The 22,466-nt window shown below is 72.5% G+C and carries 17 protein-coding genes; 7 read left to right on the top strand and 10 right to left on the bottom strand.

The annotated features are described in order from the left end of the window. The first annotated feature begins 87 nt into the window (after positions 1-87). On the top strand, positions 88-4,722 hold the full coding sequence (locus tag WMF20_RS41860) for a capsule biosynthesis protein CapB (protein ID WP_437607259.1): 4,635 nt from the start codon (positions 88-90) through the stop codon (positions 4,720-4,722). A gap of 164 nt (positions 4,723-4,886) precedes the next feature. Then, positions 4,887-5,474, top strand: a complete 588-nt coding sequence (locus WMF20_RS41855) for a Uma2 family endonuclease (protein WP_437607258.1) — start codon at positions 4,887-4,889, stop codon at positions 5,472-5,474. A 52-nt stretch (positions 5,475-5,526) separates the two neighbouring features. Here WMF20_RS41855 and WMF20_RS41850 read toward each other — a convergent pair whose 3' ends face one another. The 6 genes from WMF20_RS41850 to WMF20_RS41825 all read right to left on the bottom strand — a co-directional run bounded on the left by WMF20_RS41850 (position 5,527) and on the right by WMF20_RS41825 (position 10,770). Then, on the bottom strand, positions 5,527-6,318 hold the full coding sequence (locus WMF20_RS41850; protein WP_437607257.1) for a hypothetical protein: 792 nt from the start codon (positions 6,316-6,318) through the stop codon (positions 5,527-5,529). Positions 6,319-6,466: 148 nt separating this feature from the next. After that, positions 6,467-7,225 (bottom strand): 2OG-Fe(II) oxygenase, encoded by a 759-nt coding sequence (locus WMF20_RS41845; protein ID WP_437607256.1) that lies wholly within the window; start codon positions 7,223-7,225, stop codon positions 6,467-6,469. Beyond that, positions 7,222-8,295, bottom strand: coding sequence for a bifunctional DNA-binding transcriptional regulator/O6-methylguanine-DNA methyltransferase Ada (gene ada, locus WMF20_RS41840; protein WP_437617215.1), 1,074 nt, complete (start codon positions 8,293-8,295; stop codon positions 7,222-7,224). The genes WMF20_RS41845 and ada overlap by 4 nt, the downstream gene beginning before the upstream one ends. 172 nt (positions 8,296-8,467) lie before the next feature. Further along, entirely contained in the window at positions 8,468-9,226 is a 759-nt protein-coding gene (locus WMF20_RS41835) for an NAD-dependent deacylase (protein ID WP_129579502.1), read from the bottom strand. Between the two features lie 176 nt (positions 9,227-9,402). Next, on the bottom strand, positions 9,403-9,765 hold the full coding sequence (locus WMF20_RS41830) for a GFA family protein (RefSeq protein WP_129579501.1): 363 nt from the start codon (positions 9,763-9,765) through the stop codon (positions 9,403-9,405). 237 nt (positions 9,766-10,002) lie between these two features. Then, positions 10,003-10,770 (bottom strand): SDR family NAD(P)-dependent oxidoreductase, encoded by a 768-nt coding sequence (locus WMF20_RS41825; RefSeq protein WP_129579500.1) that lies wholly within the window; start codon positions 10,768-10,770, stop codon positions 10,003-10,005. 440 nt (positions 10,771-11,210) lie between these two features. Between WMF20_RS41825 and WMF20_RS41820 the strand changes: the two genes are divergently transcribed. After that, a complete protein-coding gene (locus WMF20_RS41820; protein ID WP_437607255.1) occupies positions 11,211-12,809 on the top strand; it encodes an FAD-dependent oxidoreductase in 1,599 nt (532 codons plus the stop codon). A gap of 191 nt (positions 12,810-13,000) precedes the next feature. Beyond that, on the top strand, positions 13,001-15,190 hold the full coding sequence (locus WMF20_RS41815; RefSeq protein ID WP_437607254.1) for a sensor histidine kinase: 2,190 nt from the start codon (positions 13,001-13,003) through the stop codon (positions 15,188-15,190). Between the two features lie 43 nt (positions 15,191-15,233). On the opposite strand, the gene WMF20_RS41810 is transcribed toward WMF20_RS41815, so the two are convergent. Both WMF20_RS41810 and WMF20_RS41805 read right to left on the bottom strand, forming a co-directional pair. After that, positions 15,234-16,418 (bottom strand): aldo/keto reductase, encoded by a 1,185-nt coding sequence (locus WMF20_RS41810; protein WP_437607253.1) that lies wholly within the window; start codon positions 16,416-16,418, stop codon positions 15,234-15,236. 31 nt (positions 16,419-16,449) lie between these two features. Further along, on the bottom strand, positions 16,450-16,629 hold the full coding sequence (locus WMF20_RS41805) for a hypothetical protein (protein ID WP_437607252.1): 180 nt from the start codon (positions 16,627-16,629) through the stop codon (positions 16,450-16,452). A gap of 283 nt (positions 16,630-16,912) precedes the next feature. Here WMF20_RS41805 and WMF20_RS41800 point away from each other — a divergent pair, with 283 nt between their 5' ends. Continuing rightward, the gene (locus WMF20_RS41800) at positions 16,913-17,548 is read left to right on the top strand and encodes a hypothetical protein (protein WP_437607251.1); all 636 of its coding nucleotides are present in this window, start codon (positions 16,913-16,915) and stop codon (positions 17,546-17,548) included. Positions 17,549-17,599: 51 nt separating this feature from the next. Here the strand turns inward: WMF20_RS41800 and WMF20_RS41795 are convergent, their stop codons facing one another. Both WMF20_RS41795 and WMF20_RS41790 read right to left on the bottom strand, forming a co-directional pair. Beyond that, on the bottom strand, positions 17,600-18,859 hold the full coding sequence (locus WMF20_RS41795; protein WP_437607250.1) for a putative metal-binding motif-containing protein: 1,260 nt from the start codon (positions 18,857-18,859) through the stop codon (positions 17,600-17,602). Positions 18,860-19,118: 259 nt separating this feature from the next. Continuing rightward, a complete protein-coding gene (locus WMF20_RS41790; protein ID WP_437607249.1) occupies positions 19,119-19,574 on the bottom strand; it encodes a PIN domain-containing protein in 456 nt (151 codons plus the stop codon). A gap of 115 nt (positions 19,575-19,689) precedes the next feature. Here WMF20_RS41790 and WMF20_RS41785 point away from each other — a divergent pair, with 115 nt between their 5' ends. Next, complete coding sequence (locus WMF20_RS41785; protein WP_437607248.1) at positions 19,690-21,030, top strand: hypothetical protein; 1,341 nt, start codon at positions 19,690-19,692, stop codon at positions 21,028-21,030. A gap of 611 nt (positions 21,031-21,641) precedes the next feature. Then, positions 21,642-22,430, top strand: coding sequence for a hypothetical protein (locus tag WMF20_RS41780; protein WP_437607247.1), 789 nt, complete (start codon positions 21,642-21,644; stop codon positions 22,428-22,430). The last annotated feature ends 36 nt before the right edge of the window (positions 22,431-22,466 follow it).

Below are 22,466 nucleotides of genomic sequence, written 5' to 3'. Positions count from 1 at the left end.
TCGCCCGCCGATGGTCTCGCCGTACGGTGCTCCTCGCTTCCGGCCGCAAGGCCGCTCCCCGCGCGCTCGATCCGGCCGGGGGGCGCCGTGAGCCTGCGCGAGGCGACCGACCCCTGGACCGCGGCGCCGCGATCGATCGCGGAGGTCGTCGAGGACAGCCTCCCCCAGATCGAGGTGCGCTGCCGCCCGCGGGCCATCGCCACGGTCGTCGCCCGCGTCACGGCCGACCTGGGCGACGAGGAGCCCCCGCGGCCCGCGCTGCTCGCCGCGCTCGCCCGGTGCGCCGACGGCGCGGCCGCCGAGGTCGACCGGCTGCGCAGCGCCGAGTCCGCGCTCGTGGTCGCCTACCAGTCGGCCGCCACCCCGGCCGAGCGGCGCGAGCTCCTCGCGCGGCAGCTCCGCGTCTGGGCGCGCGAGCGCAAGAAGAGCGGCGCCGCCTCCCCGCTCGGCTGGGCCGCCGCGCGCGTCGAGCAGGCCGGCGACCTCTCGGCGCTCGCCCGCAACCTCGACCTCGAGGCGGCCCAGGAGCGCTTCGCCACGGCCGTCGCCGACCGCCTCGACGAGATCGAGGTCGCCTACCACGCGCTCACCCACCTCGCGCAGCACCTCGACCCGCCCGACGCGCTGCACGTCGTCCGCGACGGCGGCGTCCTCCGGCTCGCCATCGCGCACGCCGAGCCGAGCCGCCCCGCGCCCGTCCGCCGGGCCGCCATGCTCGCGGCCGTCGCCCTCCTGCACCGCATCCCGGCGCGCGAGCGGCTCGGCCACCTCGGGCTCGACGCGGCCCGCTCGGTGCTGGCGTGGTCGCGCGGCGTGGGCGCGTCCCGCTGGGTGCAGATCGCCGCCCTCGAGATCGGCGTCCTCCTCTTCCCCGACGAGGCGTTCTCGCTGCTCGCCGAGCGCATCCGCGCGCGCGACCCGGCGGACAAGGACGGCCCCATCCTCCGCCGCAACGCCCTGCGCCTCCTCGGCGCGGCCGCGCGCCCGTCCGCCCCGGTGATCCCGCTCGGCGACGCGCGCGCGGCGAGCGCGGCGCGGCCCGCCGCAGCCCAGGACCCGCGCCGCTGGAACGGCGCGCAGGCCGGCCGCGGGAGCAGGCCGAGCGCCGCGCCGGAGGCAGCCTCATCGGGGGGCGCCCTCGAGGGCCCGGGCGGCGCCGAGCTGCCCGACGCGCCCGCGCCCGACTCGGCGCCCCGGCTCAGCGCGGAGCCCGCCGTGAGCGCGCCGCCCGCGCGCGCGGCCTCCGCGAGCGCGGACCCGCTCGCCATCGCGCTCCTCGCCCGCGACGACCCGAGCGAGCACGTCCGCCAGGAGCTCGTGCGCCAGCTCCTCGCGCTCGGCAGCCCCGAGGCCCTCACGGCGCTCGCCGAGATCGCGGAGGCCGACGGGTCGCCGCGCGTCCGCGGCTACGCCATGCGGGAGCTCTCGCGCTTCGCGACCGACCACGCGGACGCCGTCCCGCACGCCGAGCGCGCCGTGCGCTTCGCCCTCACCAAGCCCGGCCCGCCGCTCGCGTCCCGCGCGGCCCTCGAGGCGGTGCGCACGCTCTGCGCCGGGCCCTACGCCCCGCTGCCGCCGGCGACGTTCGTCGACCTGCTCGCCGAGTTCGCGAGCCGCCCGGCGCTCTCGCCGGATCTGTCCGACGAGGCGGCCGCGGCGCTGCGGCTGCTCGAGGTCGAGAGCCGCCCGGTCGCCGAGCACATCCGGCAGGCGCTCGTGGCCGCGGCCTCGGAGCTTCTCGAGGGCGAGAGCGCGCCGGTTGAGATCCCGGCCGACGCCGAGCCCCGGGACGTCGAGCGCGCGCTCCTGGTCGCCTCGCGCGGCGACATGACCTACACGCTCCGGCGCCGCGGCCGGGGCCGGTACGTGCTCACGCGCGGCGAGCCGCGCGGCTTCCGGCTCTGGCGGCTCATCCACGAGATGCGCACCCCGATGCCGGACAAGCGCAAGGGGTGGATCCACACGAGCGGCCGCCTGTTCGCGGGCGAGCTCGTCGCGCCGCCGGTCGGCATGGCGGAGGTCACGCCCACGCGCGTGCCGGGCGAGCGCCACGTCTACCCGCCCGTCGGCGGCTGGGGGCCGTTCGTCCCCCGCATCGACGATCTGCTCGCCGCGGCCAGCCTGACCGAGCGCGAGATCCGCCTCATCACGGCGCGCGGGACGGTCACGGTGCGCGCGCCGGCCAAGCTCGCGCACCGGCTGCGCGCCCGCGCCCTGCTGACGTGGCGTTACGACCGCTACGCGCAGGCCCGCATGCGCGCGCTCGTGGCGCAGGAGCCGGCCGAGCAGAAGAAGTTCACGCTGATGACCGGCGAGCTCGGCTTCACGGTCGCGCTCGGCGACACCGGGGGCGAGGTCGACGGCCGCCCGTACGCGATCGAGCCGCACCTGCCGAGCAAGTACCTCGCCGTCGCGCTGCCGTCGGCGCTCCAGCTCGGCCGCGACTGGCTCGTCGGCCCGTCGGTGCCCGTCTGGATCGACAGCTTCCTCTCGTACCTCGTCTCGCCCGCGGGCAACGTCCCCACGCAGCTCGCGTGGATCGTGTTCCTCGTCCTCGCGTACATGGTGCTGCGCGCCGCGTGGATCATGACGCAGATCGAGCGCGCGCGCCGGGGCATCCCGCTCACCATCGGCGGCTGGGGCACGCGCGGCAAGAGCGGCTCGGAGCGGCTCAAGGCCGCGCTGTTCCACGCGCTCCGGTACGACGTCGTCGTGAAGACGACCGGCTGCGAGGCGATGTTCATCCACGCGATGCGCGACCTGCCGGCGCAGGAGATCTTCATCTACCGCCCCTACGACAAGGCGACCATCTGGGAGCAGCGGAACATCCTCGCGGCCGGGAGGAACCTCCGCGCGCAGGTGTTCCTGTGGGAGTGCATGGCGCTCCAGCCGCTCTTCGTGGACACGCTCTGCTCGGAGTGGATGCGCGACGAGATCACGACGCTGACGAACGCGTACCCGGATCACGAGGACATCCAGGGCCCGGGGGGCGAGGACGTCGCGCGGGTGATCGCGCGCTTCATGCCCACGGACGGGCTGTCGTTCACGACCGAGGAGCAGATGCTCCCGCTGATCAAGGACCAGGCGCAGCGCAAGGGGACGAACCTCGTCGCGATCCCGCCGATCGACGCGGATCTGCTGCCGGTCGATCTCCTCGAGCGGCTCCCGTACCAGGAGCACCCGCGCAACGTGGCGCTGGTGCTGGCGCTGGCGGATCACTTCGGGGTCGATCGCGAGTTCGCGCTGGTCGAGATCGCGGATCACGTGATCCTCGACCTCGGCGTGCTGAAGACGTACCCGACGGTGCAGTACCGGGGGCGGAAGCTGACGTTCTCGAACGGGATGAGCGCGAACGAGCGCGCCGGGTTCATGTCGAACTGGACGCGGCTCGCGTTCGACAAGCACGACATGGACGCGACGCCCGGCAAGGCGACGGTGATGGTGGTGAACAACCGCGCGGATCGGGTCGCGCGGTCGCGCGTGTTCGCGCAGATCGTCGTCGAGGACATCGGGGTCGATCACGTGGTGCTGATCAACTCGAACCTCGGCGGGATGATGCAGTTCATCACGGAGGGGCTCGACGCGCGCCTGCGCGACATGGTGATCACGGGCGACGGGGGCAAGGAGCGCGCGCTCGAGCGCTTCGACGAGCAGATGAAGAAGGTGGGCGTCCCGGCGCGCGCGGGCGCGTTCGAGGAGGATCTCACCCGGATGCTGCGCGCGCTGCCGACGATCGACGAGGCGGCGGCGGCGGCGATCGTGGGCGGCCCCGAGGTCCTGGGGAAGAAGGGGGAGCCCGAGGCGATCGAGGCGGCGGTGAAGAAGGCGCTGGAGGCGCACGCGCCGCCCGCGGGCGAGGACGACATCCGTCCGGACATCGTCCACCACGCGGCGCGGCTGTCGCGGCGGCTGGCCCGGCGCGACAAGGCGCGCGCGGAGGTCGAGGCGGCGCTGTCGCGGGGCGCCGACGCCGAGGCCAACCAGGCGTTCCGGGCGGCGTTCCGCGAGCTGTTCCTCGAGCGCATCGCGGTGCTGTGGAACGCCGACGCCAAGGGGGACAAGGTGATCGACTTCATCACGCGCGAGGTCCCGCCGGGGTTCGACGCGCGGCTGATGGGGTCGCAGAACATCAAGGGCACCGGGCTCGACTTCGTTTACCGGTGGCTGTCGATGGACCGGGTGCGGACCGCGATCGAGCGGATGCAGAGCAACCCCTCGGCGCGGCGCGAGGTGCTGACGTTCTTCCTGTCGTACTCGGATTTCGGCCTCATCGATCTGCGCGAGGCGCTCGCGGCGGTGCGCGCGGCCAAGGAGCAGGGCGGCGCCGGGTGGGCGGAGCACGCGAACCTGATCGACGGGGCGATCCGCAGGCTCGAGGCGCTCGACAAGGAGAAGACGGCGGCGCTCGTGGTGACGGGCAAGACGGGGGTCGGGACGAAGGTGCTGCTCCGGATCGAGCAGTTCGTGGATCACATGGACTCGGTGCGCCGGACGCGGTGGGCGAAGATCGTGATGACCGACCTGTTCGCGATGCGCATCGGCCACGGCCAGGCCGCGCTGCTGCTGCGGGAGATCGTCGGGCGGCAGAAGGGCGGCTGGCTGGCGAAGGACCTCGCCAAGTGGGTCGAGAAGCGCAGGGCGTGGCTGGAGAGCCGGCGGAAGAAGCCGAAGAAGGCCGAGGCGGCCGCGCCGCCGGGGGCGCCGGCGACGGAGCAGGGGTGACGGGGAGGCGGTGACCGCGCGCGCTCGACCGCCTGGGGGAAGGGGGAGCCGACGGGAGGAGGTGCCGGCGCGGGGAGGAGGGCGGCGGTGGGCCGCTTCGGACCTTCCGGGGGAAGGGGGCGGGCGTCTCGCCTCCGGCGGGCGGATGCCGTACGCTGTCCGCGATGGGACATCCTGCCAGGCGCACCGGGCTCTCGCCCGCCGAGTACCTCGCGTTCGAGCGGGCCTCCGATCAGAAGCACGAGTACGTGAACGGCGAGATCTTCGCGATGTCGGGCTGCACCCGGGCGGACAGCCTGCTGGCCGGGAACATCCAGCGCGAGCTCGGCAACGCGCTGCTCGATCGCGCCTGCGAGGTCCACACCTCCGACCTGCGCGTCAAGATCACGGCCACGGGGCGTTACGTGTATCCCGACGCCTCCGTGGTCTGCGGCGATCCCGTGTTCGAGGATACGGAGCTCGACACGCTCATCAATCCGAGCGTGATCGTCGAGGTGCTCTCCGATTCATCGGAGGCCTACGATCGCGGCGACAAGTTCGCTCAGTACCGGAGCGTCCCCTCCATCGTGGAGTATGTGCTCGTCTCCCAGAAGGAGGTGCGCGTCGAGCACTTCCAGCGGCAGCCGGACGGCCGGTGGCTGCTCGCCATCCTGGGCCCCGGCATGCAGCTCGAGCTCGAGTCGGTCGGCGTCTCCCTCGACGTCGACCGCGTCTATCGCAAGGTGCCGCTCGGGCCCTCCGAGCTCGACTGAGCCGGCCCTCCCCGGGAGGCCCCGGGCGCGCTCGCGCCCGGGGCGGCGCGCGTCACTGCGCTGGACGGCAGTACTCGTCCTGCGGGGTGACCGACTCCACGACGACGGTCGTGCCCTTTCGGATCACGAACTCGCTCAGGCCGACCTCCTGGCCCTCTGGGCTCCAGTCGTACGTGTAGCCGAGGCGCGTCCACGGATATCCTTTCTCGCCATAGGACGTCGCCTTCAGGGCGTTGAACCAGTCCTCGTGTTCTTGCGGCGTGCCGTCCGGGAAGTCGAGATCGGCGGTCGTGTCGTCGATCTCGAGGTCCGGGGTCGGGCGGAACATCGACTCGGCCGGCACCCAGAGCGCCACGACGCGATCCTTGCCGCTGTCCGGCGGCAGGCCGAGCAGCTGCTCGAGCCGCAACGAGAGCGCCGCTCCTTCGAGGCCGCTCGCGCGGCAGAACGCCTGGAGCTCGGGCGCCGCCGTGCTCCAGACCTCGACGCCGAGCTCCGTCTCCTCGCCCACGAGCTCGTCATAGCCCGCGTAGGACGTCCAGGTGAGCATCAGCACACGATCCTCGGCGTCGCGGACGAGATTGGCATTCTCGTCGTCGATCGCCGTCAACGTGTCCACGCGCTCGCTCTCCTCGGCGACCTCGGCGTCGGCGACGGCCGCGTGGTACAGCTCGATCAGGCTCGCGTCGCCGCCCGCGCCGCCGCCCCCGCCCTCACCGGCGCCGCCGCCCTCGCCCGCACCGCCGCTCCCGCCTGCGCCGCCGCTCCCATCCGTGTCGTCGCCGCCGCACGCGACGAGCAAGGCGCACGCGCAAGCCACCACCGCCAACCAGGTTTTGCCCATATCTCCTCGATGCCTCCCGCCTGTCCCGCCGGCTCAGCGAGAGCCGACCGGACATCAGCCGCCGCAGGCTACAGCAACGAGGTGACCGGCGGGCCACGGCGATGAGGTGACGGCGCGAGATCATCGCCCGCGCTCTCCCAGCGCGCCATCACGCCGCGTCGTGAAAGATGATACCTACCGTGTGGCGATGCCCCGATCGCACACGGCTGACGCCGTGCCGCATGTTGACCCGGTACACGCCGCGCGTGCCCTGCACGGGGCGATGACGGACGGCGAAGACCGCCGCGTCGCCCTGGCGCAGCGGCACCACCATCGGTCGAGATTGCATCCGCGGGCGCTGCTCCGTCATCACGAGCTCGCCGCCCGTGAAATCGCGCTCGGGCTCGGAGAGGAGGATCGCGACCTGCAGCGGAAAGACGTGCTCGCCGTAGAGATCCTGATGCAGGCAGTTGTAGTCACCCTCGCCATACTGCAGGAGGAGCGGCGTCGGCTGGACCTGGCTCGCGGCGTGGCAGCGCTCGACGAAGCCCGCGAGCTCCTCCGGATACCGCACGTCGAGGCCCATCGCCGCGCTCCAGCGGTTGGCGATGGGCGCGAGGCGCGGATAGAGGCTGGCCCGCAGCGAGGCGATCAGCGCGGGCAGCGGGCGCGCGAAGTACTTGTACTCCCCGCGCCCGAACCCGTGCCGCGCCATCACCACCCGGCTGCGAAAGAGCTCGTCGCGCGCGTACAGCGCGGCCAGGTCGCCGCACTCGGCCCGGGTGAGCAGGCCCTCGATCACCGCGCAGCCGTGCGCGTCCAGGTCCTGCGCCACGCGCGCCCAGTCCACCGACGCCACCCGCTCGTCGTCGTCGTCGCCGTCGTCTACGCCGCGCGCGGGGGGGACGGCCCTGCGAGGCGCGTTCACGCGCCCGCCTCCCGGTCGAGCAGCGCGCGCTTGCGCTCGACGCCCCAGCGGTAGCCCGACAGCTCGCCGTCGTTCCGCACCACCCGATGGCACGGGATCGCCACGGCCAGCGCGTTGGCCGCGCACGCCCGCGCCACCGCCCGGACCGCCCTCGGAGCGCCGATGGCGCCGGCGATCTCCGCATAGCTCGCCGTCGTGCCCGCCGGGATGTCCCGCAGCGCCTGCCAGACGCGCTGCTGGAACGCCGTCCCGCGGACGTCGAGCGGCAGCTCGACCGGGGCGCGGGGGCTCTCCACGAGGCCCACCACCTGCGCGACGAGCTGCTCGAACCCGGCATCGCCGCCGACCAGGTGGGCTCGAGGGAACCGGCGCTCCAGATCGTGCAAGAGCTCCTCCGGATCGTCGCCGAGCAGGATGGCGCACACGCCGCGCGCGGTGGCGGCGACCAGGATCGCGCCGAGGGAGCACTCCCCGATCGCAAACCGGATCTCCATCTGCGCTCCTCCGGCGCGGTACCTCGTGGGCGTCATGCCCAGCACCTGGTTCGACTGCTCGTAGAAGCGCCCGCCCGAGCCGTACCCGGCCGCGTAGATCGCCTCGGTCACGGTGCCGTTCCTGCCGAGCTCGGCCCTCACCCGCCGGGCGCGGTGCGCCGCCGCGTACGCCTTCGGCGTCACCCCGGTCACGGCCTTGAAGATGCGGTGCGTGTGGAAGACGCTCAGCCCCGCGTGGCGCGCCAGCTCCTCGAGGCTCGGCGCCTCGTCGCTGCGCTCGATGAGCCGGCACAGCGCGGCCACCTGGGCCGCCTGGCGCTCGGCCAGCGGGGGCTGATCCGGCTTGCAGCGCAGGCACGGCCGGAAGCCCGCCCGCTCCGCGGCGGCCGCGGTCGGATGAAAGCCGACGTTCTCGGGCCTCGCGGGGCGCGCGCCGCAGGACGGACGGCAGTACACGCCCGTCGTCTTGACCGAATAGAAGAACTTGCCGTCGGCGCTCGCGTCGCGGGCGATCACGGCTGTCCAGCGAGGGTCGCTCTCCACCTCGGCGGCGAGGGTATGGGCCTTTCCCGGCATGTCGTCTGCCTCCTTCCGGCGCATCTTGCGGGTCACGAGGCGAGCTTAACCCCCGCCCGGATCGCCGCACTCCGGGTCTTGCTCTCGAATCCACGGGCGCCGGCGGGACGCCCGAGCGGGCGCGACGCGCCGCCGGGGCTCGCCTCGGATCCGCGCGCCGGGCGCGGGGCGGTCAGCTGCCGGGCTCGATCCGGGACAGGATCCCCTCCAGCGCCTCGACCGCGCGCATCGGCAGCCGCACCGACACGGCGGTGGAGATCGTGGTCGTCTCCGGGTTGATCTCGACGGTCGGCACCCCCGATCGCGCGGCCTCGAGGACGGGCCCGGTGATGTAGGGGAAGAGGCTCGACGTGCCGATCGAGACGACCACATCGAAGCCCTGCGCGAGCTCGCGCCGGAGGATCTCGACCTTCTCCAGCGGGAGCATCTCCCCGAAGAGGACGACATCGGGCCGGAGCACCGCGGCGCACTCCGGGCAACTGGGGCAGGGGGCGAGGTGCGCGTAGTCGTCGACGTGCGCCTCGTACGCGCAGCGCGTGCAGAGGATGCGGCGGATATCCCCGTGGATGTCGATCACGTTCGTGGAGCCGGCGATCCGGTGGAACCCGTCGACGTTCTGGGTGAGCACCCAGCAGCGCGGGATGCGGCGCTCGAGCCGGGCGATCGCCGCGTGCGCGGCGTTGAACCGCGCGCCCCGGCACGCGCGCTCGATCTGGTGGATGTACTTCCACGTGACCTCGGGGCGCCGCTGGAACATCCAGCCCGAGAGCGCGTCCTCGATGGCGAGCCCCTCGTCGGTCGCCTTCTCGCTGTAGAGCCCGCCGATCCCGCGGTAGGTCGGGATGCCGGAGGCCGCGGACACGCCCGCGCCGGTGATGAAGAGGGCTGACCGGGCCGAGGCCAGAAGCGCGCTTGCTTGCTCGATCGACATCGGGGGCGCAGTCTACCCCGCGTTGCCCGGGCTCGCGCCTGCGGATCGGCCGGGGCGCGCGAGAGGTGCTCGGGCGCGGGTCCGGCGAGGGCCGGCCGCGGCTCCACCGCCCGGGGCCCGCGGAGCCCGGACGCGCCGGCCGCATCCGCCGCGGGCCCCGGCCGGCGCGACCGCGGTCACGCGCTCTTGCCGTCGAATTTCATGGTCTTGAGCGAATCGACGTCCACGTCGTCCAGACACCGGACGTTGATGGCGCACATCTCTTTGCCGTCAGGCCCGACTCCCCGCGCGAACGACTCGATGCCGCAGACCGAGCAGAACGTGTGGTGAATGACCTTCTTGTTGAACTGGTAATCGGTGAGGACGTCTCCACCTTGCTTGAGCGTGAACTGGTCCGCCGGCGCGAAGGCCAGCATCACGCCCAGCTTCGAACAGCGCGAGCAGTTGCACACGCCCACGGGAGCGCTCAGGTCCACCTTGACCTCGTAGCGAACCTTCCCGCAGTGACAGCCACCAGAATAGGTCTTGAGCTCCGTCATGGGCGCATGGTGCCACAGCGAGCCGGCAGCGTGCCGCAAAAACGCGAGGCGCCGCGGCGGATCGCGCACGGGAAGAGGACGTGTCCCGCGCCGCAGCGGCTGCCCGCCGACACCGGGTTCTGCGGCGAGGCATTGCCTTCTGTCGGAAACTTTTCTCAGCGTTCAGGCTGCCAGCGTTCAGGCTGATGGAGCGCGCCGGGCTCCCGGAAAGAGGCCGACACAGGCCGTGTGCGTCGCCTACTGCTCCTCGTAATTCCAGGTCAGCCCGCCGTCGACGAAGTACGTCGATCCGGTCACGTAATCGGCGTCCGCCGAGGCGAGGAACACGGCGAGCGCGGCCACGTCCTCCGGCTTCCCCAGGCGGCCGAGCGGGATCTGCCCGAGCAGCGCGCCAAGCTTGTCGCGATCCTTGAGCAGGTCGGCGTTGATCTCCGTCTCGATCGCGCCGGGCGCGATCGCATTCACGGTGATCCCGGTGCCGCGCAGCTCCACCGCGAGCGTGCGCGTGAGCATGCGGACGCCGCCCTTGCTGGCGCAGTAGGCCGCGAAATTGGGGAACGGCAGATCCTCGTGCACCGAGCTGATGTTGATGATCTTGCCGGGGCGCCCCGCCTCGCGCAGGTGCCGGACCATCGCCTGGCTCCCGAAGAACACCGCCTTGAGGTTGGTGTTCACGACCCGATCGTAGTCCTCCTCGGTCACCTCCCAGAACGGCGCCCGCTTCTCCAGGCCCGCGTTGTTGACCAGCACGTCCAGCCGGCCGAAGCGCGCGACGACATCCCGGATCAGCCCCTGCACGCTCTGGACGGAGGCGACGTCGACCGAGAACAGATGACCTCGCCGTCCGGCGGCCTCGACCTCGGCCAGGGCTTCGTCGGCGCCCTCCTTGCTCTTGTGGTACGTGAGCGCCACGTCGGCGCCCTCGCGGGCGAAGCGAACGGCGATGCTGCGGCCGATGCCCCGGCTGCTGCCGGTGACGAGCGCGATCTTGCCTTGCAATCTCATGGCGGCCTCCTGTCTCCACGGGGGACCGTGCCCCCGCGCCACGCCGCTGTTGCCAGCGGAGCGTCACTCTGCACTTCCCGCGATCCGCTCGCGCCCTTCAGCTCGCTGCTCCTCTCGGGCGTGGCCTCTCGCCGACACGGGCTTTCTCTAGCATGTTCGCGCGGCAGGCCAGCGAAGCCCGGCCGTCCGGCGCACGCCGCCTCGGCCGCGAGCATGCAACGGACGAGGCCGGCGAGCGCCCGCGCTGGGCGCGCCCGCGAGCGATAGACTCCGCGCGATCCGCGCCGTTCGCCACGCGCGCTGTCGCAAATTGCCACGCAGCTGGGCCCGAACGCGCGCAGGGCGCACCGCTCTCGGCTCAAATCGATGGCAAACTGCTTGCAGGGCGCGGGGGAGGGAGCCGCCCGGCACGGTCGGCTCGCCCCGACCGGAGGCGCTCCATGACCGATCGCGCATACGACAAAGACACGGCCTGGACCAACGCAGTGCTCCCGCCCATCCCTCCTCTCGCCGCCGAGCACAGAACGACGGTGTGCGTGGTGGGCGCGGGGATCGCCGGGCTCACGACCGCGTACATGCTGGCCAAGGAGGGCCGCGGCGTCATCGTCCTCGATGACGGCGTGATCGGCGGGGGCGAGAGCGGCTTCACGACAGCCCACATCGTCAACGCGCTCGACCGCCGCTGGACCGAGCTCGCGAAGCTCCACTCGCCGGAGCGCCTCCGGCTGGCCGCCGAGAGCCACACCACCGCGATCGACACGATCGAGCGGATCGTCGAGGACGAGGGCATCGACTGCGATTTCCGCCGGGTGCCAGGGTACCTGTTCGCGGCGCCGGGGCAGCCGTCGAGCACCATCGAGGACGAGATCGAGGCGGCTCATCAGGCCGGCCTCGAGCGCGTGCACGGGGTCGACCGGGCGCCCATCGAGGACTTCAACACCGGCGTCGCGGCGAAGTTCCCCGATCAAGCCCAGTTCCACATCCTCCGCTACCTCGCGGGCCTCGCCCGTGCCGTCGAGCGCCACGGGGGCAGGATCTACACGAGGGCGCACGTGGTCGACGTGGACGAGCAAGCCGAGCCCGACCACGTGGTCGTCAAGACGGACCGCGGCGTGAACATCGTCGCCAACGAGGTCGTGCTCGCCACGAACTCCCCGTTCTTGCCGTGGATCTCGGTGCACATGAAGCAGGCGGGCTACAGGACGTACGTCATCGCCCTGCGCGTGCCGCGGGGCTCCATCCCTCCTGGCCTTTACTGGGACACCGAGGATCCGTTCCACTACGTCAGGCTCAGCAACCTCGACGGCGCGGACGGCCCGGACGAGCTCCTCATCGTCGGCGGCGAGGACCACAAGACCGGTCAGGCCGACGACGCGGATCAGCGCCACGCCCGGCTCGAGGCGTGGGCGAGGGAGCGCTTTCCCCAGGCGGGCCAGGTCGTCCACCGCTGGTCCGGGGAGGTCATGGAGACCGCCGACGGGCTCGCGTTCATCGGTCGCCTCAAGAAGGAGTCCCGCATCCTGCTCGTGACCGGCGACTGCGGCAACGGCATGACCCACGGAACCATCGCGGGCCTCCTGTTGAACGATCTCGTCCACGGCCGCGAGAACGCGTGGGCCGAGCTCTACGACCCGAGCCGCGTCAACCTCACCCTGCAGTCCGCGTCGGAGTACCTCAAGGAGAACCTGAATACGGCGGCGCAGTACGCCGACTGGCTGACGGGGGGAGACCTCGACGACGTGGAGAAGCTGCCCCCGGGGATGGGCGCCATCCTGAGAAGGGGGCTCACGAAGCTCACCGTCTACCGCGATCCCCAGGGCCAGGTCCACGAGCGGTCGGCCGTGTGCCCCCACCTCGGGTGCATCGTCGCCTGGAACCCGGCCGAGCGGACGTGGGATTGCCCCTGCCACGGGTCGCGCTTCGCGTGCACCGGCCGCGTCATCCACGGCCCGGCGACGAGCGACCTCAGGCCCGTCGAGTCCGCCACGCCGGGCGAGGCCGAGGCGCCCGCCGACAAGCGGCTCGCCCGGACCGGATGAGCGCGCCGCCACCCCCGGGACGGCGCGCGCGCCCCGGCGCTCCCTGCCGCGGGGGCGCCCGCCCAGCGGCGGCTCGGCGGGGCCGGCGCGGGCGGGCGGGCTGCCCAGGCGCCCCCGCGCCCGTCGCAGGAGCGCTCGTCGCGGTCGGTGAGAAGTGTGACGGGGCGGCGTGTCCAGGTATACGGAGAGCCATGCAGGAGAGCCAAGAGCCTGGGGCCGCCGCCACGCCGGGCGATGCGCCGTTCCTCGCCGGCGACGGCGAGATGGCGCAGCTCATGCGCGATCTCGACTGGTCGCTCACCCCGGTCGGAGCCGTCGAGAGGTGGCCGCAGAGCCTGCGCACCGCGGTCAGCATCTGCCTCGCGTCACGGCACCCCATCGAGATCTGGTGGGGGCCCGAGTACGCTCGCCTCTACAACGATGCCTATCGCCCCATCCTCGGCGCGACGAAGCACCCGCAGTTCTTGGGTCGCCCGGGGCGCGAGTGCTGGAGCGAGATATGGGACGTCATCGGCCCGATGCTCGACGGGGTGCGCGCCACCGGGCAGGCGACGTGGTCCGAAGACTTCCAGCTGATCCTCTCGCGCAACGGCTACCTGGAAGAGACGTACTTCACGTTCTCGTACGCTCCTGTCCTCGTCGAGGACGGCACGGTCGGAGGCATCTTCTGTGCGTGCGCCGAGACGACGGGGCGCGTCCTCAGCGAGCGCCGCCTCCGGGCGCTGCGCGCCCTCGGCGCCCAGTCCGCCGCGGCGGCGATGGTCTCCCCGGAGGAGAGCATCGCCCGCTCGGTGAGCACGCTCGCCGAGAGCTCCGCCGACGTGCCGTTCGCGCTCGCGTACATGGTCGAGCCGGGCGGGGCGGCGGCCCGCCTCGCGGCCGCCGAGGGGCTCGCCCCCGGCAGCCCGGCGAGGCCCGAGCGCATCCCGCTCGCCGAGGGGGGCGGGATCTGGCCGCTCGCGGACGTCGCGCGGCGCCGCGAGTGCCTGCGCGTCGACACCCCCGCCGAGCGGTTCGGCGAGCTGCCCGGCGGCGCCTGGCCCGAGCCGTGCCGCGAGGCGGTCGTGCTGCCGCTCTCGCGCTCCGGGCACCCGGCGCTCCAGGGCTTCCTCGTGGTCGGCGTCAGCCCGCGCCGCGCGCTCGACGCCGCTTACAGCGACTTCTTCGAGCTCGCGGCCGGCAACATCGCCACGACGATCTCCGGCGCGCGGGCCTACCAGGAAGAGCGGCTCCGCGCGGAGGAGCGGGCCGAGCTCCTCGCGCGCGAGCAGGCGGCGCTCGCCGAGGCCGAGCGGCACAGGTCGCGCCTCGAGACGCTGTTCATGCAGGCTCCGGCCGGCATCTGCGTCCTGCGCGGGCCGGAGCACGTCTACGAGCTCGCGAACCCGCGGTACCTGGAGCTCGTCGGCGATCGCGACGTCCTCGGCAAGCGCCTCCGCGACGCGCTGCCCGAGACCGCGCCGGCGGTCGTCCCGGTGCTCGACCGCGTGTACGAGACGGGCGAGCCGTTCTTCGGCAACGAGTTCCCCGTGATGCTCGCGCGCGGCGGCGAGCCCGAGGAGCGCTTCTTCAACTTCATCTACCAGCCCATCTACGACGCCATGGCCAGGGTCGAGGGCATCGCCGTGCTCGCCTTCGAGGTGACCGACCAGGTGCGCGCGCGGCGGCGCGCCGAGCAGCTCGCCCACGCGCTCGCGATCACGAACCAGGATCTCGACCAGTTCGCCTACGTCGCGTCCCACGACCTCAAGGCGCCCCTCCGGGGCATCGCGAGCCTGTCGGAGTGGATCGAGGAGGGGCTCGCCGACAAGATGAACGACGAGGCGCACCAGCAGATGCGCATGCTCCGCGGCCGCGTGCACCGCCTGGAGGCGCTCATCGAGGGCATCCTCAGCTACTCGCGCGCGGGGCGCATCCGCGACAGGCCCTCGCCCGTGGACGTGGGCGCGGTCGTCGCCGAGTGCGTCGAGCTCCTCGCGCCGCCGGCCGAGGCGCGCATCGTCGTCGGCCACGGCATGCCGACGATCCTCGCCGAGCGCGTGCCGGTGCAGCAGGTGTTCATGCACCTCATCCGCAACGCCCTGAAGCACGCGCGGCGCGCGGACGCCGTCGTCGAGATCGCGTGCGCCGACGCGGGAGACTTCTACGACTTCACGGTGAAGGACAACGGCCCCGGGATCCCGCCGCAGTTCCAGGAGCGCATCTGGGGCATCTTCCAGACGCTCGAGGCGCGCGACAAGGTCGAGGGCACCGGGATCGGCCTGTCGGTGGTGAAGAAGATCGTGGAGACGCGCGGCGGCCGCGTGGCGCTCGAGTCGGCGCCGTATGCCGGCGCGACGTTCCATGTCTTCTGGCCGAAGCGCCCGAAGGCGGCCTCGTGACCGGCGCGGCGGCCGCCGCGCTCGGCCGTTCGCTGGCCCAGACTCAGTGTTTGCCGAGGCGCTTGACCTCTTGTCCTGCGAGCAGCGCGTGCGCCTCCGCCAGCACCTCGGGGATGCGGTGCCGCTGCGCTGCGCCGGCGAGGGCCTGCGCGAGGTCGAGCTCCCGCGCGCGCTCGGCGCGGTTGCCGGGGAACCAGTGGTCGCCGTTCCCGAGGAGGTTGTACCGCGCCATGCCGTAGGCGGTCATATCGAACGCCCTTGCGTAGTTGTACAGCCGCAGGATCTCGCGGATGTTCACGTGCCCCGGAACGGCCTCCCACTCGGGCAGGCCGACGTGCCATGTGTCGACCCAAGCGCGGCCGAGCACCCGCTCGAGCTCCTCGTCGAGCCGGCGCAGGATCGGCGCGAGCGCCTCCTTTGCGGCGCCCTCCCGTTCCAGGAGCGGCAGGACCTTCATGTGCTCGTCGAAGTCGGACGGGCGCGCCGCGCCGATGCTGATCGTGTGGACCTCGGGGCGGGCGAGGCAGAAGAGATCGTTGAACACGATCGGCGAGAGGGGGGCGCAGAGCCGCACGAGCTTGTCGCTCGGCTCGTACAGCCTGCCCCCCTTGTCGGTGGGGCTGATGATGAAGACCCCCATGTCGCGCTCGGCCGCGGCCTGGATGGCCGGCCAGGCGGTCTGGTTCACGTAGTACCAGTGCAGATTCACGTAATCGAAGCGGCCGTCCTGCACCATGGCCATGATCACGCGCAGCGGCGCGTGCGTCGAGAAGCCCACCGCGCGCACGCGCCCCTGCCGCTTCAGCTCGAGCGCGGCGTCGAGGCAGCCCCCTTTGCGCAGCGACCACGAGAGGCGCGTCTCGTCGTTCACGCCGTGGAGCGCGAACAGGTCGACGTGATCCAGGCGGAGGAGCTTCATCGAGCGCTCGAACGTCTCGAGGAACCTCTTCGGCTCCGCCTCGGGGCCGACCTTCGTCTGGACGATGATCCGGTCGCGCGGCAGCTTCGGCAGGATGTGCCCGAGCTGCTCCTCGCTCGTGCCGTACCCTCGCGCGGTCTCGATGTGGTTGATGCCGAGCTCGAGCGCCCTCGCGATGCACGCCTCGACGTTGCGCTGGCTCCCCGGCGCGATGCGGTCCTTGTCGTTCCAGGAGTGCTGGTACCGCATCCCTCCACACGAGAGGACGGGCATCTGGATCTCGGTGCGACCGAATCGGCGGTAGAGCATGCGTGTCACCTCAGGCTCGGGAGGGGGGGATCTACCGCACGGTGACAGCCCGCCGCAGGCGCCGCAACGCGAGGAGGGCGAGCGACGGCGGCGAGAGGAGCGGGAGGCGCCGCCACGGCGACCCGCCCCGGGGGTCGACGGCGCCGCCGCCGCCGTTCGCGCCTCCCTCGGGCTCGGCGCCCCCCGCGGGCCAGTCGATTTGTGTTGACACAACCAATGTGAGCGCTCACATCGATGTCAGGGTTCTCCCTTTGCTTCGGCCTGGTCCCCCCATGCGAGCGAAACCACAGCCTCGGAGCTGGGCACCGCGCACTTCGTGCGACCAGGGGTTCAGCCGCCGCCCCCGACATCACCAGCGAGCATCCGGAGCGCTGAGGCCTCGAGCGAGCCAAGCCCTTTGGGCCAGCGCCCGTGCCTCGCTCGCGATCGCCCTCGGCGCCGGGCTGGTCGCCTGTAGCTCGGACAGCTCCTCTGTCGCCACCGGTGGAGCGACGATGTTCGACGGCAGCATCGCAGCCGGTTGCGCGCCCGCTGCTGGAGCGCAGAACCCGCGCAGCATCGCGGAAGTCGTACGAATGGTGAATACGCTGGAGAAGCCGCTCGAGCTCCCGTGCTTCCTGGCGCACCTCGCTGGTCCGTTGCAGATGACCGCCGCCCTCAGCACTGCCAGCGCCCAAGCGTCGTTCGATCGCCGCAGCCCGCGGATCTTCGTGTTCCTGGATCCTCTCGTCTTCACCGTGGTGCCGGAGGGGTCGGGGCGGGACCTGCTCGAGTTCGGCGAGCGCCGAGGCGATGCGCGATCGTTGAAGGGGGAAATCGCGTTCCCGGTGACGAGCGAGCTCACACCGGGAGCGCCGTTCGAACATATCATCTTCAATGAGCAGTACTCGACCTGCGCTTTTTGCCACGCCGACGAGACGCGCGCGCCCGACATCCCCTTCGCACGAGCATTCGAGTCGCTCGCGCTCCGCCCGCTCGACAAGGCGGTGATCAGCCTCGACGAGCTGCGCTCGGAGGTGCGGTCGTGTGACGCCGAGAGCGACCCCTACCGCTGCGCCATGCTCCATGCGCTGTTCGACCGGGATGGCGTCATTCAGCGCGACTTCCCCGAGAGCTACGGTACGCTCTGACGTCGGCGCCGCGCCCGGCGGCGCGGCGCGCAGGGAGGCGCGAGCGAGAGCCTACCGCACGGTGACAGCCCTGCGCAGGCGCCGCAATGCGAGCAGCGCGAGCGGCGAGAGGATCGGGAGCAGCCGCCACGGAGACCCGCCCCGGGGGTCGACGGCGCAGCCGCCGCCGCCGCTGTCGCCCCCCTCGTCGGGCGCGCCGCCGCCGGACGAGGCCCCGGAGGCCCCCGCGCCGGCGCTGCCGGTGCTCGTGCTCCCAGGGGTGCCGCCGCCGGTCCCGCCGCTGCACGTGCCGTTCGGGCAGCCCTCGCCGGGCGCGCAGAGGCCGGGATCCTCGTCGGTCTCGCCGTCGCAGTCGTCGTCGAGCCCGTTGCACACCTCGGGGCTCGGCTCGCCGGGCGTGCACGACCCGGGGGTGCACGCGATCGCCTCGCGCGCGCACATCCCGACGCCGCACACCTCGCGCACGCCCTCGTCCACCCGGCCGTCGCAGTCGTCGTCGATCAGATTGCACGTCTCGACCGCGTCCGGGTGGACGTCAGGGGACCTGTCGTTGCAATCGTTCGAGCTCGGCGCGTAGCCGGCGGGGGGGCACTTCGCCTCGACCGTCGCGCCGAAGAGCGACCCGTACCCGTCGCCGTCGGCGTCCTCGTACTGCGTGATCACCGCGAGATCCTCGTCGACCTGACCATCGCAGTCGTCGTCGCGCCCATTGCAGACCTCGGCCTGATCGGGGTGGATGTTGACGCTGTAGTCGTCGCAATCCCCGCCGCGCGGCGCGTGGTCGGCGGGCTGGGCGCAATCGACCCTGGGCACGCCGGAGTCGCCGTATCCGTCTCCGTCGCGGTCGAGGTAATACGTCGTTCCCTCGCACCCGTAGGCAAACGCGGCGTTGGCGGCCGACGCGCCGTCTCCGCGAGAGCTGTTGTCGCCGTTGGCCGCGATGGCCCACACCTCGACCACGACCCCGCCCGGCGCTCCCGGCGCGATCCACTGCGCGTCGAAGCGGACGACCCCGCCGCTCGCCCGCTTCGGCGCGGAGTGGACGAGCTGGCGGTCGTCGATGAGGTGAGTGCCCTGTCCGTCGATGGGCGCGAGACGGCCTGTCCCGGTGCGGAGATAGACGCCGCCGGCGTTGATGTTGGCCGCCTGGATCGTGACCTGCAGAGTCACCGCCTCGCCGGCCGCGGGGCTCTCGGGGCGATGATCGATGGTGATCGTGGGCGCGGCGCCGCCGGTGTGGCAGCCGTTGCACCCCTCCACCGCCGTCCCGCCGCGGCGCGCATGGGCCTCCGATGCGACCAGCGTGGTCAAGAGGGCCAAGCTCACCGAGAGGGCCGGTGAAGAAAGCGATGTACTTCGCATGCGCCTCGCGCGCAGCTCGGGCGCGCGAGCTCCGCGCGCTCCGCTGCGAGGCTCAGGGATAGCCGCACGCGATGGATGCGACAAGCGCATATGCGCAGAGCGAAACATTGTGCTGCGACCACCCGGCGTGGCGGCTCTCCGCGGTTCGCGCTGCCGGGACGGCGGGTGTTGCAGAGCGGTTTGCCGCGCGGCGCGGCGCGTCGGCGCGTCAGGCGAGCCGCGCGTGTTGCGGCCGTGTGACGTCGCAAACCACGCCGTGGTATTTGAGCAGGCCCTCGTCGAGGGTCACGACGGTGGCGTCGGTGCGGTGGGCGGCCCACAGGTACACGAGGTCGGTCGCGTTGGCGAAGGGCCTGCGGCCGCGCATGCGCTTCGTCAGCAGGGCGAGGAACTCGACGACGGCGCCCTCGTCCGCGGGCGCGACCAGCTCGACGGCGAGGCCTCCCAGCGCGCTCGCGGTCGCGGGCGCGCCCCGGCGCGACGCCGCGAGCCGTTGCTCGGCCACGTACACCTCCAGCCACAGCTCGGGCGGCGCGAGCACGCGCGCCGCGCCCGCGGCCACGGCCGCGCGGGCGCGCTCGAGAAACGCGAGCGCGTCCGCGTGCCCGGGCTCGGCGGGCTTCATCGAGGCGATGGCGACGGAGCTATCGAGCACGAACCGCATGAGACCTCACCGGGCGGCGGCGAGAGCCATGATGGCACACGCTGGCACGCCGGGGCGCTCCGGCGGCTGGAAACCCGCTGTATTTGCACGGTACATGCCTTGCCTATCACCGGACATGCGAACGTTGCTGCGCCGTATCCTTGTCGCGTCCCAGTGGGGCGCGAGCCTCGCTGTGGCATCCGCCTGCGGGCCGCACGTCGACTCCGGCGGGGGCGCGGGCTCGTCTGAAAGCACATCGTCGCAGTCCGGCGGGGGCTCGGCCTCGTCTGGAGGCGCCTCGTCGTCGTCCGGGGGCGGCGGCGAGCCCGGCCCTCCACCGCTCGAGCCGTATCCGGATCCGACCTGCTTCGGGCCGGAATACGACGGCGGCTATGAGGGCCGGTGCTGTTACGAGGTGCACTGCGCCGCGCCGGTCAACGGCGCCTGCCCCCCGGCCACCGAGGCTCCGCTGCGCATCGAGGACATCGCGCCCGGCTCGGGATCCTGCATGTGCTACCGCGAGGACCTCACCGAGGCGATCGAGGGGCCGTACGCGAACCGCGACGCGTCGGCCCCCGAGAGCTGCTGCTATTTCGTTGGGGTCATCAGCTGCGAGGGGCGCCCCCTCCTGGTCCGGGGCGAGCCCCGCGTCGCGCCGCTCGCGCGCGCGCCGAGCGCCTGGTCGCAGACCGACGTGCGGCGCTTCGAGCGCGCGCTCGCCGACGCCGACCTGAGCGAGCTCGCGCCCGCCGAGCGCCGCGAGCTCGCCCGGCGCTGGGCCGAGCGCGGCCAGAACGAGCACGCCTCGGTGGCCTCCTTCGGCCGCTTCGCGCTCGGGCTGATGGCGCTCGGCGCGCCTCCCCAGCTGCTCGAGGCGGCGCACCGCGCCGCGGTCGACGAGGTGCGGCACGCGCGCCTCGCGCTGGCGATCGCCTCGGCCTACGCGGGCGAGCCGGTGGGCGTCGGCCCGCTGCCGCTGTGCGGCGCGCTCGACGACCTCGGCTCGCTCGAGGCCCTCACCCTCGCCACCGTCGTGGAGGGCTGCATCGGCGAGACCCTCTCGGCCATCGAGGCGGAGGTCGCCGCGCAGGCCGCGCAGCCGCCGGCGGTGCGCACGGCGCTCCTCTCGATCGCGCGCGACGAGGCGCGCCACGCCGAGCTCGCCTGGGCGTTCGTCTGCTGGGCCACCGACGCGGGCGGCGCGGGCCTGCGGGCGCGCGTCGCCGCGGCCTTCGCGCGCGCGCTCGACCAGGTGGCCTCCGCGGCGCCCGGCAGCGCCGGCGGCGAGCTCCCGCCCTCCCACGGCTTCCTGCCCGCCGACGAGCTCCACCGGCTGCGGCAGCAGGCCATCACCGACGTGCTCCGCCCCGCCGCCGCGGCGCTCGTCAGCGCGCGCCCTCCGTCGGCAGATCGCGAGTTCAGCGGCGCCAGCGGGAACGTCATCCTGAGCGCCACCACGACGTACCTGTCGACGTGAGCTCGCCGCAGGCGCCGTACCTCGCTCCTTGCGAGCGCAGGGGGCCTTTCGGCGATCTCCAGGACCGGCTCCGGCTGATCAGGCCCCGGGAGCGGGTCGTCCTTCTCTGGATCGTCGGTGGACGAACGCCGCGTGCAACCTCGCGATCGCGTCCGAGGTGAAGAGCTCTTTCGTGCAGCCGACTCGAAGGACGTTCGCCGGGCAGGAAACAACGAAAGGCGGGAACAACAAGAGGCAGCCGAGCGCCCCGAGCGCGTCCTCACGAAGCAGGCTCGCACAACGCACACGCCTCGCGTGGCATCGGATCGCGGCCAGGATCTCTTCGAGCGCGTCTGGCGGCGGGTCCGGTTCGCGGCGCCCGTCGGGCGGCGGATGTACGCTCGAGAAGGGGGAGCCCGTCGGCCCTGAGCGGAGCGCCAAGACCTCGATTCGTCTCGTAGAAAGAGCTTGACAGATCAAGGATGGCTTGGTTGACCTTCCGCCAGGAGTCGAGACGAGGAAGCCTGTGCCAGACGGGCTGTCGGACGGAAGGCGACCGCCCACGCTGGCGCCGCGACGACAGGCTCCGTGTTCGCGACGGTGAAGAGCCGTGATTGAAGCGAGGTGCGCCGATGCTCGTGGCTGGACCGCTCGATCGATTTCCGCTCTGGCTGCTCTTCGGGATTACGATCGTGGTCCTGCTGCTCGCCGTCGAGGGCGGCTACCGGCTCGGAGGGTACCGGCTGCGCCGCTCCGACCAGGAGTACGGGCCGCACGTGCTCGCGCTGGCCACGGCCACGATGGGCTTGCTGGCGCTCATCCTGGCGTTCACGTTCGGACTCGCGGCGACCCGCTTCGAGGCCAGGAAACAGGTCGTCGTCGACGAGGCCAACGCCATCGAGACGACCTACCTGCGCGCCGGCCTGCTCCCCGGCGACCGCGGCCACAAGGTCCGCGACATGCTGCGTGAGTATGTGGCGCTGCGTCTGGACGCGGTGAGGCTCGGCGACGTCGAGCAGGCGTTGCGGCGCTCGGAGGAGCTGCACCGGGAGCTGTGGAAAGAAGCGGAGGGCGCGGGACGAGACCAGCCCGGCTCGACCGCCGTGGCGCTCTTCATCGAGTCGCTGAACAGGGCGATCGAGCTCCACGCGACACGCGTCAAGGTGGCCGTCCGGGGCGGCATTCCAGGGGTCCTGTGGGCGGCGCTCTTCGTGATCGCGGTCCTGAACTTGACGGCCGTTGGTTATCACGCCGGTCTGGTCAGGACGCGCCGGTCTCCCACGGTCGCGACGCTGGTCATGGGCCTCTCGATCGTCCTGATGTTGACCGCCGATCTCGACCGCCCGCAGGAGGGGGCTCTGAGGGTGAGCCAGCAGGCGATGTTCGATCTGCGGCGCACGATGGGCACGATGGGTGATTGAGCATCGCTCGTGTGTCGGGCGGATCGGCGAGGATCT

This window comes from Sorangium sp. So ce834 (assembly GCF_051521425.1).
Lineage (GTDB): Bacteria > Myxococcota_A > Polyangia > Polyangiales > Polyangiaceae > Sorangium > Sorangium cellulosum_D.
The sequence above is the reverse complement of the archived record's forward strand: the minus strand, read 5'-3'. Positions and strand labels throughout refer to the sequence as shown.

Excerpts from the sequence above, each read along its gene's own strand:
- WMF20_RS41855 (WP_437607258.1), top strand. The coding sequence starts at position 4,887 with ATGGGACATCCTGCCAGGCGCACCGGGCTCTCGCCCGCCGAGTACCTC.
- WMF20_RS41850 (WP_437607257.1), bottom strand. The coding sequence starts at position 6,318 with ATGGGCAAAACCTGGTTGGCGGTGGTGGCTTGCGCGTGCGCCTTGCTC.
- ada (WP_437617215.1), bottom strand. The coding sequence starts at position 8,295 with ATGCCGGGAAAGGCCCATACCCTCGCCGCCGAGGTGGAGAGCGACCCT.
- WMF20_RS41835 (WP_129579502.1), bottom strand. The coding sequence starts at position 9,226 with ATGTCGATCGAGCAAGCAAGCGCGCTTCTGGCCTCGGCCCGGTCAGCC.
- WMF20_RS41830 (WP_129579501.1), bottom strand. The coding sequence starts at position 9,765 with ATGACGGAGCTCAAGACCTATTCTGGTGGCTGTCACTGCGGGAAGGTT.
- WMF20_RS41825 (WP_129579500.1), bottom strand. The coding sequence starts at position 10,770 with ATGAGATTGCAAGGCAAGATCGCGCTCGTCACCGGCAGCAGCCGGGGC.
- WMF20_RS41820 (WP_437607255.1), top strand. The coding sequence starts at position 11,211 with ATGACCGATCGCGCATACGACAAAGACACGGCCTGGACCAACGCAGTG.
- WMF20_RS41815 (WP_437607254.1), top strand. The coding sequence starts at position 13,001 with ATGCAGGAGAGCCAAGAGCCTGGGGCCGCCGCCACGCCGGGCGATGCG.
- WMF20_RS41810 (WP_437607253.1), bottom strand. The coding sequence starts at position 16,418 with ATGCTCTACCGCCGATTCGGTCGCACCGAGATCCAGATGCCCGTCCTC.
- WMF20_RS41800 (WP_437607251.1), top strand. The coding sequence starts at position 16,913 with ATGTTCGACGGCAGCATCGCAGCCGGTTGCGCGCCCGCTGCTGGAGCG.
- WMF20_RS41790 (WP_437607249.1), bottom strand. The coding sequence starts at position 19,574 with ATGCGGTTCGTGCTCGATAGCTCCGTCGCCATCGCCTCGATGAAGCCC.
- WMF20_RS41785 (WP_437607248.1), top strand. The coding sequence starts at position 19,690 with ATGCGAACGTTGCTGCGCCGTATCCTTGTCGCGTCCCAGTGGGGCGCG.
- WMF20_RS41780 (WP_437607247.1), top strand. The coding sequence starts at position 21,642 with ATGCTCGTGGCTGGACCGCTCGATCGATTTCCGCTCTGGCTGCTCTTC.